We start from the raw sequence: 16,482 nt of genomic DNA, 5'->3' as shown, positions 1-16,482 counted from the left end.
CAGGTCCAACACCCAGCTTTCCTGCAAAATCGAATACCTTATCGAGACAAATTCTTTCTATCTTTCAGGCGGATCTGCATTCTTCACGAAGGACGCACTAGTTGACGATGGCTGGCGCGCTGGTTCTTAGAATGCTCGTTGCCGCGCGGGAGGAGGGGTCTCTCGTCTCGGACGAAGCGAAGCCCTTCACGAACACGGAGGTCGGGAAGACCCCGTCGCTCGCCAATATCTGGTCTGGGGTGACGTTCCGATGCATGCGCGGGCTCTTGCTCCAGCCCCCAAGTTCGGCCTCCGCTTCCTTCTTGATCGTTGCGAGCTCATCTTTTCGCGGCTGTAGCCCCTCTGCAACTTACCCCTGGTGTAGAATCCCGACCCAGCGGGATTCTCATCATGTTCATCCAGTGTCGCGTGCGCGGCGCTACTGAAGGCGAGAGGGGCCCAAGGGAATTGATTTTTCCCTCGTCAGCCGGCGTTCTGCCTTGCCATAACGAGAGCTGCGACGGCATCGGCCGTGGCAGCTGACAAGGTCCAACCGAGATGACCATGCCCTGTGTTGTAGAAGACGCGCGGATCTCGACCCCGCATGACCCGCGGCAGCATATCGGGCATCATCGGTCGTAGACCTGCCCAAGGGACGGCTTGGCGCGTGCTCATGCCGGGGAAGTGCTTTCGGCACCATTGAACGAGGGGCTCGATCCGCGCCGTTCGAATGTCTTTGTTGTAGCCGTTGAATTCGGCCGTTCCCGCCACGCGAAAGCGGTTCGGCCCAAGCCGGCTGGTCACGATCTTGGCCCGGTCGTCGAGTAAACTCGTACACGGTGCAGCCGCTTGGTCTGACTCTTCAGAAAGGTCGACAGTGATCGAGTAGCCTTTCACCGGATAGACATTGATGCGATCGCCGAGACTGGCCGCGATCGGGCGGGACATCACCCCTCCGCAGACCACGATCCGGTCGAAATCTTCTCGCAGCGTGCTGGCCTGCAGGGCTCCCTCCGTTGGCTTCCAATTCACACCGATCGCCTCACCGGTGCCACGCCCAACCGACTGGACCTCACTTGACCAGCGCATCGTCACACCTCGTCGCTCGCAGGCACGGGCAAGCCCGACGGTGAATTTGTGGATGTCACCCGTGAAGTCCGATGGCGTGTAAAAGCCTCCGTAGAAATCGCCCTTCAAGGAAGGCTCGATCGCACGGATTTCCTCCGGCGTAACGGCGCGGCGCTCAAGGCCGCCCTTGGCAAGCAAAGCCGAGACCCTGCGAGCCGCCTCGAATTCCGCCTTACTGTGATAAAAATGAAGGATCCCGCGTTTCTGGCAATCGAACGCGATGTCTTCCTCTTGCGCCATGCGCATCAGATGGGCTCGGGCCTCGATTGCAAGACGCGCGGTTGTGAGCGTGTTCTCCTCGTACTTGGGGATCGAGGCAACGAACTCGGCCATCCATGATAGCTTGTGCCAGGACGGCTTGGGATTGACGAGAAGCGGGGCTCCTGGCGTGAAGATCCATTTGATGCCCTTAAGGACCGTGGCCCAGCTGTTCCAGACCTCGGCATTTGAGGCCGACAGCTGACCGCCATTGGCGAAGGAAGTTTCCATTGCGGCGTAGGGCTGACGGTCGAAGACCGTCACCTGGCAGCCGCGCCTGGCGAGGTTGTAGGCGGTCGTGATGCCAGTAATTCCTGCGCCGATGATGGCGACACGTGACGTATTGGAAGTGCTCATAGGTGCTCCGTCCCGCCTCATGCAGGTGATTAGCACCCCCTCTGTCATTGGCCTGAGAGCTTCATCGCCGCCCAGTCATTTGGGCCGCGACTTTCACCATCGGCGCAGAACTGCCGTCCTGCTTTTCAGAGTTCAAGTACGGAAAAGCGGTACTTTTGCCTGAGAGTTTCCGGGGTGGTTGCTCCGTCGGCGCCGTTCCTGTCCTGAAGCAGAAACGGTCTCTCCCGCTAATCCTGAAATTGCCTCGCGATACACCAAGCCGTCAAGCTTGGCTTTCTTGGTTCAAAGATGTGGCGTCAGCCAAGCAGAACATCCGACATTCTCTCAATGTCGCGCCAAAGATCTTCGGCGCTCTCGAGGCCGATGCTGATTCGGATATAGCTTACGTCTTCGCTCGCGGGCATTGCATGCCGCTCGCCTGCAACGACCATGGGTGCGACAATGCTTCGCGTCCCTCCCCAAGAAGCACCTATGGCGAACGTTCTCAGCTGGTCTAGAGCGCAGTCGACCTTACCGGTATCCACGCCCTCCAGCAGGAGGCTGAAAACACCGGAGCAACCCGCGAAATCACGCCGCCATAAAGCGTGGCCAGAGAACGACGGAAGGCATGGATGCAAGACCTTGAAACCTGAAGCTTCCAACCGTTCTGCGAATTGCTCGCTCAAGGCGCCGGAGTGCCTTATTCGAAGGGCCATCGTCTGGATGCCGCGCAATGCGTGCGAGCAATCATCGGGGGATGTGCCTACGCCAAGAGCTCCCAAAGCGGCCCGAAACCGCGCGTAGAGATCCAGGTCATCAAGAATGATCGCGCCGAGAAGGATGTCGGAGTGGCCGCCTGCGTATTTGGTGATAGCTTCGGCAACGATATCTATGCCCAGGCTCAGAGGTTTGCAGAGCAACCCGGTCGCCCAGGTATTGTCGCATCCCAGAAGGGCACCAGATTTTCTGCACCTGGCTGCGATGGCGGGGATATCGCAGATTTCCATTGTCGTTGAGCCCGGCGACTCGACCCAAACAAGCTTCGTTGCGCCGGGGCGAATCTTGGCTTCCAGGTCAGCAAGACGTGTCGGATCAAAGTACTCAACGTCTACGCCGAAGGAATGAAGAATAGTCCGTGCGAATAGCTTGACCGGAGGATAGACGTTATCAGTGATCAACACATGGTCGCCGCGCTTCAACAGCGCGAGCATGACGGTGGTTATCGCCGCTTGCCCCGAAGGCACGATGATCGAACGGGCGGCCGAATGAATTTCAGCTAGCTGACTTTCCAGAGTCCGTGTTGTGGGAGTTCCAGCCAATCCATAGGTATAGCCGTCCGGCGACCGCGCTGCGCGTGAGCGATAGGCAGCGGCGTTTGGGAAAACAATTGTTGAGGCTCGATAAACAGGAACCGTGAGGCTGGCGAACCCCTCGAGCGAAGCGGCTGGTGGTACAACGCACAGCGTGTCGTTGTTGTTTGAGCTGGTGTTCATGGCGACCTTAAGGATTCTACGCTTCTGCTTTGCTGCCGCGAGCGATCAGGATGTTTTCCGGCCGTGATGGATGGTCAGCCGGAGAGAACCCGACGGCGATATGCGGACTAATGACGGGCGACAATAAAGTGAGACTGCTAGTGTCGTTTAGCGGTAATCACTTCCGCAAAGCTCTTTCGCCGTAACGCCGGTGGGCGTTGCATCACGCTCGGGAAAACCGTAGCTCATGATGGTTTTAGCGACAACGCCCTCACGATTTTTCTCGGCGAGGCTTTGATCGATCAAGTCACGGAATTCTTTGTCTTCAGGTCGAAATGCGAAGGACGAATAGTGGATCATCTCCTTGCCATCCACGACTTCCTTGAACGGTTCTGCACGCTCCAATCCCTTGACGTTAGGATCCCTCAAGCTGCCGACAATCGCCCCTGAAGCATTGATGAGCATGTCGACCCGTCCGGCGAGGAGTGCTGCCAATCCAGTCGGGTGGTCCGGGAACAACTGAATTCGCTCCTTAGGCACGCCAGCCGCCGCCATGTATTCCAGCGACGCGGCGCCGCGCAAATTGCCGACCCGGATCTTCGAGTTCTCGGCCATATCCTGGTAGCTGTGAATGCTCAGCGGATTGCCAGCTTTCACCAGAATGGCGTTGCCGCGGGGCCCGCCGACCGGGTTTGAGAAGGCAACCTGCTTGCATCGATTGGGCGTTACGTACATGCCGCCGGCAATGACATCGATTCGCTTCGCCATCAAACTCGGAATCAGCGCGCCAAAATCCATGGCCTGGAACTCAATCGTTTTGAGTCCAAGCGATTTCGCAACCTCGCGTAAAATCTCCGGCTGGGTGCCGGCGATTTCTCCCTCCTTGACGAAGCCATCTGGCCAAGCGTTGTAGACGCCAATCGTGAGCTTGCCTTCGGATGCAACTTTTTCTTTCAAGGTCTGCGAAAGAGCCGGCGGGCCCAGGACAGCCACGGAAAGCACCGAAGCTGCCAGAAGTGCAACGTTACGGGTCATGGTCGCGAGCTTCATGATAATTCCCCTCGGTTGAGCTGTGGTGCCGTCCTTTTCAGGCTGGTCATTTTTGGGTTCTTCAAACGATAGTGCGCTATCATCTCTCGCGTCCCGACTTCTGTTCCGGAACGCCTGCAGTGGGCGGCCTTGCCCCAGAGTGACTTACGTCAGAGCGTAAACAACTTACCCCAGCCCTTAACGCTTTCGTTGCAACCGGCAAGCCGAAGGGCTTGCCAGCAAAGGGCTTGATTGGACGTAACGATGTTCTTGCCGGTTTCGGCTTCCAGCGGCTCGATGACCGCCGCGGCGCGCATTTGGGTACACGAGACGATGATGGTGTCGACCCCATCTTCGGCGGCCAGATCACGCACCGAGCTCTTGATGCTTTCTGGCGAAATGAAAGGTGAATCGAACCGGACCACGCCGCCGTCTTTATAGAATTCGGCCGCAGCAGGTACCGAGAAGCCCTCGGCTTCAATTGCGGAAATCATTTTTTCCGCAACGTCTCGCGGATAGGGCGAGACATAACCGATGCGTTTTGCATTGAGACTCCGCAAAGCGCCCACGATTCCCGAAAACGGATCGACGACATGAGCCTTGGGATGAACGGCTTGCACCCTGCGCTGCAGCTCTTGCGGGCCGATGATCATAGCTGCCGAGGTGCAGCCCAGGGCAACAACGTCCGAAGTCCGCCTGGAGTTGATCTGCGCCAGCGCTTCGTCAAGTCCGGAGAACGCATCCTTCAACAGGTCGACCGAAAGCGACGTTGCAGTATTGCCGGGCGTCGAGATTCGACTCTCATATAAGGCTACGCCGGGAAGGGTGAGCATGGCTCGCGCTTCATGTGACAGGGTCTGATCGTTATCCATCACGATCATGCCAATGTGCGCTTTTGTGCCGATGCCTCCATCGACTTCATAGGGGGCTTTTGACCACTTCCTGGCACCCGCGTCCTTGGTCCCAACCATTTGAATCCTCTCGGGCAGCTTAATGCGACCGCAGCTTACGGATGTCGCCCGCTGAAGGCGCGCTCCCAAACTTGGGGCTCAGTTCCTCGGGTAGTCAGCGACCACCGTAAATCTGATACTATCGGGTATATCTGGTATGTCAATAGTGATTGACATGGTAGGTATATGAGGTATGTGAAGGGGATCTTCGCGGCGGCCGGGCGGTGGCATTTCCGGCATCTCGCCGAAACCTGCGGCGCCCTGCCATTCAATGCGGCGAAGTCTGCCTCACGGAAATGCAATTGGGCGATGGAGAAAAACATGGCGATGCCTCCCCTATGGCCAGATGAAGCGGAGCTCGGAGAGCGCATTGAGCGTTTACGCGCCAACATGGCAGACGCAGGCATCGATGCCATGGTTCTGACGTCGCGCCAGAATTTCGAATATTACTCCGGATTCAGGACGCTGTTCTGGACCTCGGACACCAGGCCATTATTGGCGATAGCGCGACGTGACCGCGCCGGGATCGCGATCATCATCAACAGCTCGGAGGAGCGCAACGCGCAGGCGTGGCCGAACCGCCATGTTCAGCCCGTGTACTATCATGGTTATACGGACGTTGCCGTATCCGCGGCAGGCGAGTTTCTGAGTGATCTACCAGCCGGCGCTGCCGTTGGATTTGACTATGGGCTCGACATGTTTGGGCGTGGGTCAATCGCACTTATCGACTACTTTAGGGCCGCGCCGCGCAACTTCCGCCTTTCGGACCAGGCCGACTTGATCTGGCGGCAGCGTCTCATCAAGAGCCGGCACGAACTGGATACCAAGCGCGAGGTTTGCCGTATTGCAACGGAGAGCTTCTTCGCTGGCCTCGCCGATCTGCGCATCGGCATGAATGAATACGAGTTCGGCCAGCTGCTTAAGCAGCGAATGATTGGATTGGGAGCCGATAGCGTCGACTGGCTTCCCGTCCGCTTCGATCCAGCAGGAAAGAGCTACGCGCAACCGAACTATGATTTCCGTCTGGCTCGTGACAATTTCATCTGGGTCGACATGGGCGCCCGCCGTGCTGATCAGATCAGTGATCTGGATCGGGTCGCCAAGGTCGGTAAAGCAACGCCTGGGCAGGAAGACCTCTATGGGTTCGTAAGAAGCGTGACGCTCCGATTAGCGGAAAAAATAAGGCCAGGCATGACAGGCGAAAAGGTCTATCACCTCTTTGAGGAGCTCTGGTCAGAACGCAACCTGTCTCGCCTGACAGCGGCGGGCCGTGTCGGCCACGGCTCAGGTATTGCCTTGACTGAGCCGCCATCACTGATGGCCGGATCGAACGAGATCATTCTGGAAGACATGGTCTTACATCTCGAGCCCAAGCTGGAGATGGCCGGGGGCGTATACCAGACCGAAGAAGTCATCCGAGTTACAAAAACCGGCCCTGAATTTCTCAGCGACATCGCACCTGAACGGTTACCCATCGTCGATCTGTGAAAGTGTCCAGGCCGGGTTCGGAAGGCATTCGTGCAGCAAAACAAAACATTGTTGCCGATGGCCTTCTCAGGCGCGATGACCGACGTAATTTGATCATCTATTAATCAGGATACGTAATGAAAAGCCGCGTCTGGAGTAAGATCGATTTCTCGGCCATCGGAATGCAGGCCGACTATGCTCGCGTCCCCTATTCATCGGACACATCCGCTTACGGCTGGATACCGGTTCCCATACTCTGTTTCAACGGCGGCAACGGACCAACGGCACTCTTGACGGCGGGAACGCACGGCGACGAGTACGAGGGGCAAATTGCATTGCGTAACCTCGCCCGGGAATTGTCATCCTGTGCAAACCTGCGCGGTCGGGTCATCATCCTTCCTGCTCTAAATTGGCCGGCCGTTAGCGCCGGCCGCCGGAATTCGCCGCTGGATGAGGGAAACCTGAACCGTGCGTTTCCGGGCGATGCGGATGGTGGGCCAACCGCAATGATCGCCCATTATGTGACGTCAGAACTGTTTCCTTTGGCAGATCTCGTCATCGATCTTCATTCGGGAGGCCGCTCGCTCGACTATTTGCCAGTCGCCCTCGCAAGGCCCGGTCGAAATGACTCGGAGGCTGCCGCGATCTTGCGACTTCTGAAAAGCTTTGGTGCGCCGTATGGAGCAATCACGGATGGGGCAGGGGCAGGCGCCGGATCAACCCTCTACGCCGCCGCTGAGCAACACGGAATTCCCGCCCTCACAACGGAGCTGGGCTTTGGGGCCACTCTCTCAGAACGCGGTCTGAGGATCGCAGAGCACGGTCTGAAGAGGGTTCTGCACGATTATGGAATCGTTACAGCCGCGGGCGCGATCGAGGCAGGCTCTTCCGTGATCCTCAAGTATCAAAGCCCGCACAACTCCATCTACGCACCTTGCGATGGCCTGTTCGAGCCATTCGTCAAGCCTGGCGATGAGGTGAAGGCGAACCAGCCGGCCGGCCGTGTCTATCCGCTGAGCAGCGCCGTTGCCGAGCCGGTCGAATTAAAATTCTCGGTCTCAGGTTTGGTTGCTTACCGCCGCTTTCCAACCTTAACTCACACTGGCGATGCTCTCTTCGGCCTAATGTCGGTGATGGGGGAGGCGGCTTGATAGTCGAAGGCAACCGCGCCCGATTTCGAGACGACGCGGGACAATGAGGGACGTTGCAGTCGCGGTCTAAAGACCGTGCGGCGCCCCTTCGCTCCTGTCGTGTGCAAGGCGAGGCAAGCCGGTTCGCCTCATCTCGAATGAGCGGAGACCTGAGAACCTGCCCTATCTTCGGCCACTATGGCGCGGTTTGAGGCACGAAAGTTGACAGGTGATGATAAGCATACTAGGTATGCCATGACTCGAGATATGCCCGTTCGCGTCAGGGCGCCTGGATGTGCAATCGAGGTCTTCAGGGCGAATGTCCCTTGGCGCCAATCGGAATACACAGGGCCTTTGGCCAGAGCGAGATTGAATCGAAATGTCGGTAGCACCCTCTCGTCTGCGCCCAACCTCATCGCTCCACGTCACAGTGCGTGAGGAAATTCTCAAGCGCATTTCCAATGGAACATATCAGCCGGATGCTCCGATTCCCTCCACCGCGATGCTCGGGGAGGAATTCGGAGTCAGCCTCATTACGATCAAACGGGCTCTTCGCGATCTTCAAGCTGCCGGCATGATTGTCTCAGTTGCCGGAAAAGGTACCTACGTCAAAAAGCAGACTAGGATTCTGCGCAAGCTGGATATGACGGCGCCCTCTTTTGAGGGGACCACAATGCAATTACTTTCGATTACCCGAGAGAAGATTGCAGATCCCGTTATGCTTACCTTCAGTCCTCCGAGGGAAGCAATGCTATGCGTCCGCAAGACCATATTTATCGATGATATGCCATTCCTATACGACTCGACATATCTGTCGGCAGACGTCGCCGATGAGATCGTCGATGAGTTTGCCGAGCGGTTGGTCACTGAAGCGCTAGGCCGTCACAATATCCTTGTGACAAATACAGATCTCATCATTGACGCCGCTCCGGCCACTGGCCAGGTCGAAGACGTATTTGGTATTCCGACTGGATACCCAATCCTTCGACGCTTTTACAAGTTCAGCACGGACACTGAGGACATCTCGATCTATGGTGTCCTCCAAGCTCCATTCGACCGTCTTTCGTGTTCTGTCAGCTTCCCGGCGCGCAATGTACGCGCCTCGCGCCCAGGCGCTTCTAGCGTCGGTTCTTCAAAGCATCGCGCCTGACAACGTCAGCATTCGACGAAAGTCGCGGACGTCCGGTATCCGACTGAGCCCGCATCCCGAACGAGCAAAGTGCCATTTTGACGGCAGTTGATCGGCGGTCGACTATAGAGCGGCGATCCCCGTGACCTTGCAAGCTGGTCTGGATCGAAATGTCTCCACCAGCGAGGATCAGTGGTTGACCGCGGGGTTAGCCACGCGTTTGCGCAGCAGATGGTCTGTAAAAGCCTTCAGGGGACTGCCGATAGCGCGCTCGCGAAAGGCATGGCCCGAGCCGCGTCGATCTTGTCATCGCCCGCTACTGCTTCGGCGCTCGAGCTCGACAACTCAATCTGCTCGACGAGCCGGGTCATGCACTGCGACTGCCGGTCCCACAATTTGCGCCTGAGCCTCGCCACGACGAAGCTTGCGTTCTAACAAGCAAGCTTGAGGTTTAGTGCAGCATCTGACCGAGGAATTGCTGCGCCCGGGGATGTTCGGGGTTCTTGAAGAACTTAGAGGGCGCCGCTTGCTCGATGATTCTGCCTGCGTCCATAAAGATAATCCGGTCGGCAACCTCACGCGCGAACCCCATTTCGTGGGTCACACAGATCATTGTCATACCGTCCCTCGCGAGCTCGGTCATAACATCGAGGACCTCTTTGATCATCTCTGGATCCAGCGCCGATGTAGGCTCATCAAACAGCATAAGCTTGGGCTTCATGCACAATGCTCGCGCGATGGCTACACGCTGCTGCTGGCCGCCCGAGAGCTGCGTCGGGAACTTATGAGCCTGCTCAGGAATGCGGACTTTCTTGAGGTTCTCCATCGCAATTTCCTCGGCCTGGTCTCTGGCCAGCTTTCGTGCTCGAACAAGTGCCAGTGTGCAGTTATCCAGGACCGTCAGGTGTGGAAAAAGGTTGAATTGCTGAAACACCATCCCAACATCGCGTCGCAGCTCGGCCAAGCCCTTCATTCCCTTATACAGCTCGACACCGTTCACGATCAGGCGGCCCTTTTCGTGTGTCTCTAGTTGGTTGATGCATCGGACGAGTGTCGACTTTCCGGATCCGGATGGGCCGCAAACGACGATCCGCTCTCCAACGGCAACGGACAAATCCACATTGTGAAGGACCTGGAACGATCCATACCACTTGCAAAGCTGCTCCATCGTTACCGCAGCATTGCCCGAACAGGAGTTCGTTTGAAGAGCCATCTGTTTCTCCAGGACTTTAGTGAGAGGGAGCTGTCAGTCCGAGTCGGCGCTCGAGCTGAGTAATGCCGGCCACCGCAACCAGGGACATCGCTAGGAAAAGGACGCCAACGTCGAACATGGGTTCGGCGTAGCGATATGTATCGGATGCAACGTCTAAGGCGCTTCCGAGCAATTCCGGCACGGAAATGACAGCCAGCAGCGGTGTCGATTTCAAAATCGAAATCGAATAGGCGCCGAGCGGCGCAGCGACGTTCCGCAGCATTTGGGGGAGAATAACGAACCTGATCATGTCAGCCCAGCTGAGCCCAAGGCTCTGAGCCGCTTCGCTTTGCCCGGCAGGGACAGCATCGATTCCTGCCTTGAACACTTCAGACATATATCCAGAATAGTAGAAGCTCAGTCCGAACGAGCCGACGAGGAGGGCCGGGAGCGTCACACCGTAATAGGGGAGCACAAAGAAGAGAAAATATATCTGTACAAGTGCGGGCGTGGATCGAATCGCGTCAATGACGAATTGGATCACCGGCCGGACAGTGGTGTGAGATCGTCGAAGCAGTTCCCAGAACAGCCCAAGAGCAGCTGCTCCAATGAAACTGATGACCGCGATCATCACCGTATTGCCGATCCCTTCAAGCACGCGGGGGATGATCTCGATCGCGAAAGAAAAATTGAAATTCATTAGCGGGCCTTTCGAGTGGCAAATCGCCGTTCGACTTGGCGACCGAAGATGGTGACCGGATAGCAAAGGATCAGGTACGAAAGAGCCAAGGCTGAGTAGATACCGACGGGATTATACCCAAGCTCGGAAATCTGCTTCGCCCGGAATGTCATGTCGGTCAGCGCAATAAGGGAGACCAGAGTGGTGCCCTTGATGAGCTGGATGGCCTGATTGATGAAGGTCGGAAACATCGCGGTAATCGCCTGAGGCAGTTCGATCAAGCGAAGTACGTCAAAGCGACTTAGTCCAAGGGCCAGACCGGCTTCTCGCTGGCCCTTATTGAGCGACTGGAGCGCGGCGCGTACCGACTGGCTACCATATCCGCCAATGTTGAACCCGAGCACCATGGCTCCGACAGTGATACCCGAAAGAAAGATCCCGAAAGCAGGCAGCGTGTAGTAAAAGGCATAGAGAAGGACGATGACGGATGAGCTTCGCCAAAACTCAATTACAGCGGTTACCATCCAGCGCAATGGTCCGGTCGCAAAATGCTGCAGGACGCCCGCAATCACCGCGAATGGTATGGCAAATAAGAGCCCGAGGGTGGCGACTGCCGCAGTTATGCCAAAGCCCTCGTAGATTGATCGAAGTATTGCGAAAAAGCTCATTAGTCCGGCTCCCGTTCACGTGTTCGATCTCGGACACTTATATTCGTTGCGTAGCCCATTTGCTTGAAGCGAGCGCTGTCTTTAGTCGCGCTCAGCAACTCACAATGTGAGGGCCGAATGCTGGCGCGTCTCGCCGGCGGTTGCAGGCTCTCCCGTATAAGGCCAGTCGTCGCGCATATCCGAGCTATGCCAACCGATGAGCTGCAGCACGGATATTTGGTAGAGAATTTGCTGGTCGCACCAAGGCTCGGGTCGCGAAGCCGATGGGATGAACGGAGCTATCTCTACCGATAATTGTCACCGCATAGGTCCTTAGCCGTGAGTCCAGCAGGGACCAACTCCGTGTCGGTGAAGTCGTACTTGGCCATGATCTGCTTAATCGTTCCGGTAGACCTCAGATTTGCAAAACTTTGGTTGTATCGGTCGCGCAGTTCTTTATCTTCCGGCCTGAACACCATGGCGGTGTAAAAGGCCGACTCGCGGCCGTTTTCAACGACGCCTTTGAATGGAAAAGCACGCTCGACCTTACCTTGGACGGCGGGATCCTTGAGCGCGTTGATCGCAGTGGGAACAGACCAGGCAATGGCGTCAATCCGACCGGCAAATAGCGCCGCAATGATCGATTTGCCGCCGTCAAATTGAAGGATCCTGTCTCTTGGGATGCCTGCCTTGAAGGCGTTTTCAACGTTGGTGGTCCCTCGGGCGCCTCCAATGCGCAGGTCAGGGTTATTGGCAATATCGGTGTAGCTGTGAAGGTTTTTCGGATTGCCCGGAAGAACGACAAGCGCATCGCCAATTGCGAGATCGGGTTCGGTGAATATGACTTGCTGGCATCGTACGGGCGTGATCGCCATGCCAGTTGCGACGATGTCGATGCGCTTGGACACGAGACTGGGGATCAAGGCAGGAAATTCGACGATTGCGAATTCAATGTTGCTGACTCCAAGTGACCCAAGAACGGCTCTGAGCAGGTCAGGGTGGATTCCGGATATGGAGCCATCTTCGTTCTTATATCCCCACGGCGCGACGTTATATATGCCGACGGTGATCGTAGCGTTGTTCCGAACGCGATCGGCGAGTGTCTCGGCTACGCTCTCGTTGCGAACCGTTGCCGCAAGCGCGAGAGATAGCGCACCTGCCAATACAGTCCTTCTCCCGGTCCTATAGTTTTCCATCCCTGGTCTCTCAGCTCATAGGCTGGTCCATTAGGTATACTAGGTATGACCCATTGTCAAACGGCAAGGAAATTGGCGGGTAAACGTCGATCCGGCGGGGCTGGCAGCGGGTTGCCTGGACACAGCTGCGAACTGTCAGCCTTCCGAAATGCTGTCCACCTGCATCATCCGCGCTCCCCAGATCGTCACAAACACCCGCCGCTCGTAAGCCAACTTCGCCGCCCTGAAGCTGGATGGTGCGGTTCTCTTCGCTAGCTTCTTTCAGCCCGTTGGGAACAGACGGTCCGATGCGGAGCCGACACGAACTTGCCCAAATCCGTCCAACGAAGGGTATGCCCGGTTCTAAACCGAACGATCCTTACAACATCTACGAGTGCAGCCTCAGGAGCCGCCACGAGCTCGCGGGCGAAAGGGGGCGCTCAAGTGCAACTGCATCGGCAAGAATTCGAGGCAACTCGACGGCTTCGGACTGTCGTTTGTTAACTCATGGAGGACTCCCAGATCCTGAGAGATTGCACAGCCCGGCAGGGCGGCAGGACGCATTTGGACCAGTCGATACGTGGCTCCACGCCATAGGATTTGTGCGGCTGCGCCGCAAATCTTCGAGCGGGCGGCCAAGCCTGATGCTTTCTGCGGTTTCGGATCAACATTCGACATCTGCGCCATCGGCATTCGCGCTGAGATCTATGCCGGTATATTGCGATGCTGCCGATGCACTTGCTTTGAGTGCGCTCGGTGCGCCTAAGAGCCGTAAAGCGAAGCTTTGGCTGTGCCGGTGGGTCTGCGATGAGGCCTGAACCCGCTGGCCCGAGCACAGCCATGGTCGTTCGGGCTGATAGAGCGCCTACAGGCGCGTCGGCTTCATTCGGACCCCAGCAGTTTCGGTTCAGCGAATACGATTCCGATGACCGGCTCAGATTGTCATGTCGATGCGGTCTGCCGGACTCCTGCGCAGCGGAGGCAAAAGCGACGCAAAGGCTGCGTCATCCGCTTGTGTTCGCAGGTTTGACGCCCGCAGACGACGATAGTGTCTGCCTGAGACGCGCCAATTTAGCATCGCGGGTTGTTGGCGCACCAGTGGAACGCGTCACGATTCGATCCGTCGCGAGAAGGGAATTATTGGAAAGAGCCGAGCTTGTGGCGATTCCCAATCTCACCATTTTGGATCGTCCGCGGGCCCGCCGTTTGCTTGTGCTAAAATCTGCGGCTCAGGCCAGTAGAATGCGGATCCATGGCTAGGACTTAGAGGCTCGGTTCGTCCATCAGGCTGGTGGACGACGATGATGTCCAGAGCTGCAGCTGTCTCGCAGGCGTGACGCGCCCTCACGGTAAGCCTCTGAGAAGACAATTTGCGCCAGCCATGCTTCGCGGAGTTCTGGAAAGGCAAATAGATCGCTAAGCGAGAGGAAAAATAATCAACTATCAGAAGTGATAGTATTGTAGCGCACGTAGAAATTGCGGAACTCCAAAATTGGCGCTATAGGCAAATCGCTACCCTTCTGGAGCGACATGGAGTTGGCAATGTCTCACGCAAATTGGAAATGGACGCATTGGATGCTATCGGCCTGTCTGTGGCTGCTATTGGCTGCGACGGCAGATGCGCAAACCTTCTGGACCTGGACGAACCAATACGGTTCAACGCTGACGGTAAACAGCTACGATCAGAGCACCGGCGCAATTTCCGGGACCTATACGAACAAGGCAGCCAACAGCTGCGATCAAGGCGCGCCTCAGAAGATGACAGGATGGCTTGCTCAGACCAGCAGCGGCACCGCCATCAGCTTCGCCGTCAACTTTGTAGGCTGCGGCTCAACGACCGTGTGGACTGGACAGCTCAACAATGCGTCGGGCTTTCAGGGGCTTTGGCTACTTTCGCTCGCCGAGCCTGTGGCATGGAATGGCGTCAGCGCCGGCGCGGACACGTTTACTTTCGCAAGCGGCGATAAGTCGAAATTGGCAGCCGCAGGGGGCGAAGCGTTGAGGGGCGAGGCAGTCGAAAAGCTCTCGAACACGAAGAATCGCAAATAACTTAAGATCAGTCGCGTGACGATCCGAATAGGGTCGTCACGTGGGCTGTTTCTCCGCGGAGTTACTGGCCAAGATCATTGCGAGGGCAGGCAGCGATTCGTCAGAGAGAATTTCGTCCCCTCTTGCGCAGACGTATATCCTGAAATTTTATACGGGGTGCCTCGCAGAGTGTCAGGGCGCCTTTCCTAGCCACACGTTTCATCGTCCTCACGCGTGCTCTTGCCCTCAATATTGGGTGGTTGCCGAAACTGGCCGCGTACTGACCTTGCCCCGCGGGCTTAATCCAGTTTGAAGTTCGCTCTGGCCCAAGACGAGGACCAGAGCATGAAGCGCAGCCGCTTTTCGGAAGAGCAGATCATCGGGATTTTGAAGGAGCATGAGGCCGGCGTTTCGGTCGCCGACCTGTGCCGCAAGCATGGCGTCAGTGACGCCAGCATCTACAAATGGAAGGCCAAGTTCGGAGGGATGGAGGTGTCGGAGACCAAGCGGCTGAAGACGTTGGAGGGCGAGAACACACGGCTGAAGCGGTTGCTGGCGGATGCGATGCTCGACAATGCGGCGCTGAAGGACCTCTTGGGAAAGAAGTGGTGACGCCCGCGGGAAAGCGAAAGGCTGTCGCCCATCTCGTGGACGTCTACGGGATGAGCGAACGGCGGGCGTGTAAAGCCATCGGCTGCTGCCGCATGACCGTGAGATACCGGACGAGCCGGGCTGACGATGCAAGCCTTCGCCAGCGCATGCGGGCGATCGCCCAGGAACGCCGCCGCTTCGGCTACCGGCGCTTGCATGTGCTGCTCAAGCGGGAGGGCTATCTGGTCAACCACAAGAAGCTGTTCCGGCTCTACCGCGAAGAGAAGCTCGCAGTGCGGCGCCGTGGCGGCCGCAAGCGGGCCATTGGGACCAGGGCACCGATGATGGTGCCGATGGCCCCCAACGATCGCTGGTCGCTCGACTTCGTGTCGGATCAGCTCACGGACGGCCGCCGCTTCCGTATCCTGACCGTGGTCGACGACTGCACGCGCGAGTGTCTGGCGCTGGTGGCCGATACCTCGCTCTCGGGTGCCCGGGTGGTGCGAGAACTGGACCGGCTGATGATCGAGCGCGGCAAGCCGAAGATGATGGTCAGCGACAACGGCACCGAACTCACCAGCAACGCCATCCTGACCTGGGCCGATCAGAGCCGCGTCGCATGGCACTACATTGCGCCGGGCAAGCCTATGCAGAACGCCTTCATCGAGAGCTTCAACGGTGCGGGATGAATTGTTGAACGAGACGCTGTTCACCTCGCTGGCTCAGGCCCGCGTTGCGCTTCGGTGCTGGCGGGCCGATTACAACGACGCTCGGCCCCACTCGCAACTCGGATGGAAGACGCCGTCCGAGTTCGCCTTCACCTGTAACCCGCGCCGGGATCTGGCGCTGCGCTATGCCGAGGGCTCCGCGCCAGCTCCCGTCGCTCCCACCGCCCAACCGGGCAAATCCAACTGCCAGGGCGAACTCAGAATTGGATAAAACTTGATGTGGTGGAACGGCCCGCTCCAACAGCATCAAAGTGCTAGAACGTGGTCGTTGTTCGAACGCCACAAAGGAGGGACCGTTCCGTGAAACAGGTTAGCACCATCGGGTTGGATTTGGCCAAGCACGTTTTCCAGGTTCACGGCGCGGATGCGGAGGGCTCGCCCGTGTTCAACAGGAAGTTGCGGCGCAGCGAGGTTCTGCGCTTCTTCGAGAAACTGCCACCATGCCTGGTGGGGATGGAAGCCTGCGGTAGCGCCCACTATTGGGCGCGCGAGATCGCAGCTCTCGGTCATGAGGTGCGGCTCATTCCGCCGGCTTATGTCAAACCCTTCGTAAAGCGAGGCAAA

Annotated in this window: 12 protein-coding genes, 2 pseudogenes and 1 riboswitch; of the genes and pseudogenes, 6 read left to right on the top strand and 8 right to left on the bottom strand. The window is 57.5% G+C overall.

Annotated elements, in window-relative coordinates; genetic code table 11:
- Positions 1 to 462: 462 nt before the first annotated feature.
- The 4 genes from K289_RS0138360 to K289_RS0138345 all read right to left on the bottom strand — a co-directional run bounded on the left by K289_RS0138360 (position 463) and on the right by K289_RS0138345 (position 5,173).
- Positions 463 to 1,722 (bottom strand): D-amino acid dehydrogenase, encoded by a 1,260-nt coding sequence (locus K289_RS0138360; protein WP_027556221.1) that lies wholly within the window; start codon positions 1,720 to 1,722, stop codon positions 463 to 465.
- A 137-nt stretch (positions 1,723 to 1,859) separates the two neighbouring features.
- A riboswitch (glycine riboswitch) is annotated at positions 1,860 to 1,959 on the bottom strand.
- A 59-nt stretch (positions 1,960 to 2,018) separates the two neighbouring features.
- Entirely contained in the window at positions 2,019 to 3,194 is a 1,176-nt protein-coding gene (locus tag K289_RS0138355) for a PLP-dependent aspartate aminotransferase family protein (RefSeq protein ID WP_027556220.1), read from the bottom strand.
- Between the two features lie 147 nt (positions 3,195 to 3,341).
- Entirely contained in the window at positions 3,342 to 4,223 is an 882-nt protein-coding gene (locus K289_RS0138350) for a transporter substrate-binding domain-containing protein (protein WP_027556219.1), read from the bottom strand.
- A gap of 149 nt (positions 4,224 to 4,372) precedes the next feature.
- On the bottom strand, positions 4,373 to 5,173 hold the full coding sequence (locus K289_RS0138345; RefSeq protein WP_027556218.1) for a hypothetical protein: 801 nt from the start codon (positions 5,171 to 5,173) through the stop codon (positions 4,373 to 4,375).
- A 165-nt stretch (positions 5,174 to 5,338) separates the two neighbouring features.
- Here K289_RS0138345 and K289_RS0138340 point away from each other — a divergent pair, with 165 nt between their 5' ends.
- From K289_RS0138340 to K289_RS46785, 3 genes are all read left to right on the top strand, one after another.
- Positions 5,339 to 6,640: a Xaa-Pro peptidase family protein gene (locus K289_RS0138340; RefSeq protein ID WP_027556217.1), complete on the top strand. Its 1,302-nt coding sequence runs from the start codon at positions 5,339 to 5,341 to the stop codon at positions 6,638 to 6,640.
- Between the two features lie 116 nt (positions 6,641 to 6,756).
- Positions 6,757 to 7,770: a succinylglutamate desuccinylase/aspartoacylase family protein gene (locus K289_RS0138335; RefSeq protein ID WP_027556216.1), complete on the top strand. Its 1,014-nt coding sequence runs from the start codon at positions 6,757 to 6,759 to the stop codon at positions 7,768 to 7,770.
- Positions 7,771 to 8,128: 358 nt separating this feature from the next.
- Entirely contained in the window at positions 8,129 to 8,899 is a 771-nt protein-coding gene (locus tag K289_RS46785; protein ID WP_051311278.1) for a GntR family transcriptional regulator, read from the top strand.
- 430 nt (positions 8,900 to 9,329) lie between these two features.
- Here the strand turns inward: K289_RS46785 and K289_RS0138320 are convergent, their stop codons facing one another.
- From K289_RS0138320 to ehuB, 4 genes are all read right to left on the bottom strand, one after another.
- Positions 9,330 to 10,091: an amino acid ABC transporter ATP-binding protein gene (locus K289_RS0138320; protein WP_027556214.1), complete on the bottom strand. Its 762-nt coding sequence runs from the start codon at positions 10,089 to 10,091 to the stop codon at positions 9,330 to 9,332.
- 16 nt (positions 10,092 to 10,107) lie between these two features.
- Positions 10,108 to 10,770 (bottom strand): ectoine/hydroxyectoine ABC transporter permease subunit EhuD, encoded by a 663-nt coding sequence (ehuD, locus tag K289_RS0138315; RefSeq protein WP_027556213.1) that lies wholly within the window; start codon positions 10,768 to 10,770, stop codon positions 10,108 to 10,110.
- The gene (locus K289_RS0138310; RefSeq protein ID WP_027556212.1) at positions 10,770 to 11,417 is read right to left on the bottom strand and encodes an amino acid ABC transporter permease; all 648 of its coding nucleotides are present in this window, start codon (positions 11,415 to 11,417) and stop codon (positions 10,770 to 10,772) included. The genes ehuD and K289_RS0138310 overlap by 1 nt, the downstream gene beginning before the upstream one ends.
- A gap of 284 nt (positions 11,418 to 11,701) precedes the next feature.
- Complete coding sequence (ehuB, locus tag K289_RS0138305) at positions 11,702 to 12,592, bottom strand: ectoine/hydroxyectoine ABC transporter substrate-binding protein EhuB (RefSeq protein WP_051311276.1); 891 nt, start codon at positions 12,590 to 12,592, stop codon at positions 11,702 to 11,704.
- Positions 12,593 to 14,113: 1,521 nt separating this feature from the next.
- On the opposite strand from ehuB, the gene K289_RS0138300 reads away from it, so the two are divergent.
- From K289_RS0138300 to K289_RS51970, 3 genes and pseudogenes are all read left to right on the top strand, one after another.
- Positions 14,114 to 14,620 (top strand): avidin/streptavidin family protein, encoded by a 507-nt coding sequence (locus K289_RS0138300; RefSeq protein ID WP_051311274.1) that lies wholly within the window; start codon positions 14,114 to 14,116, stop codon positions 14,618 to 14,620.
- A gap of 324 nt (positions 14,621 to 14,944) precedes the next feature.
- A pseudogene (locus K289_RS46780) lies at positions 14,945 to 16,129 on the top strand (IS3 family transposase).
- Between the two features lie 89 nt (positions 16,130 to 16,218).
- Positions 16,219 to 16,482: pseudogene (locus tag K289_RS51970) on the top strand (IS110 family transposase); the annotation flags it as partial.

The organism is Bradyrhizobium sp. Cp5.3, from assembly GCF_000426265.1.
Taxonomy (GTDB): Bacteria; Pseudomonadota; Alphaproteobacteria; order Rhizobiales; family Xanthobacteraceae; genus Bradyrhizobium; species Bradyrhizobium neotropicale.
Note: the sequence above shows the minus strand (reverse complement) of the source record. Positions and strands in the feature narration are given on the sequence as shown.

Coding starts and splice junctions, on each gene's coding strand:
- K289_RS0138310 (WP_027556212.1), bottom strand. CDS start 11,417: ATGAGCTTTTTCGCAATACTTCGATCAATCTACGAGGGCTTTGGCATA.
- K289_RS0138355 (WP_027556220.1), bottom strand. CDS start 3,194: ATGAACACCAGCTCAAACAACAACGACACGCTGTGCGTTGTACCACCA.
- K289_RS0138320 (WP_027556214.1), bottom strand. CDS start 10,091: ATGGCTCTTCAAACGAACTCCTGTTCGGGCAATGCTGCGGTAACGATG.
- K289_RS0138350 (WP_027556219.1), bottom strand. CDS start 4,223: ATGAAGCTCGCGACCATGACCCGTAACGTTGCACTTCTGGCAGCTTCG.
- K289_RS0138360 (WP_027556221.1), bottom strand. CDS start 1,722: ATGAGCACTTCCAATACGTCACGTGTCGCCATCATCGGCGCAGGAATT.
- K289_RS0138345 (WP_027556218.1), bottom strand. CDS start 5,173: ATGGTTGGGACCAAGGACGCGGGTGCCAGGAAGTGGTCAAAAGCCCCC.
- K289_RS0138340 (WP_027556217.1), top strand. CDS start 5,339: ATGAGGTATGTGAAGGGGATCTTCGCGGCGGCCGGGCGGTGGCATTTC.
- ehuB (WP_051311276.1), bottom strand. CDS start 12,592: ATGGAAAACTATAGGACCGGGAGAAGGACTGTATTGGCAGGTGCGCTA.
- ehuD (WP_027556213.1), bottom strand. CDS start 10,770: ATGAATTTCAATTTTTCTTTCGCGATCGAGATCATCCCCCGCGTGCTT.
- K289_RS0138300 (WP_051311274.1), top strand. CDS start 14,114: ATGTCTCACGCAAATTGGAAATGGACGCATTGGATGCTATCGGCCTGT.
- K289_RS0138335 (WP_027556216.1), top strand. CDS start 6,757: ATGAAAAGCCGCGTCTGGAGTAAGATCGATTTCTCGGCCATCGGAATG.
- K289_RS46785 (WP_051311278.1), top strand. CDS start 8,129: ATGTCGGTAGCACCCTCTCGTCTGCGCCCAACCTCATCGCTCCACGTC.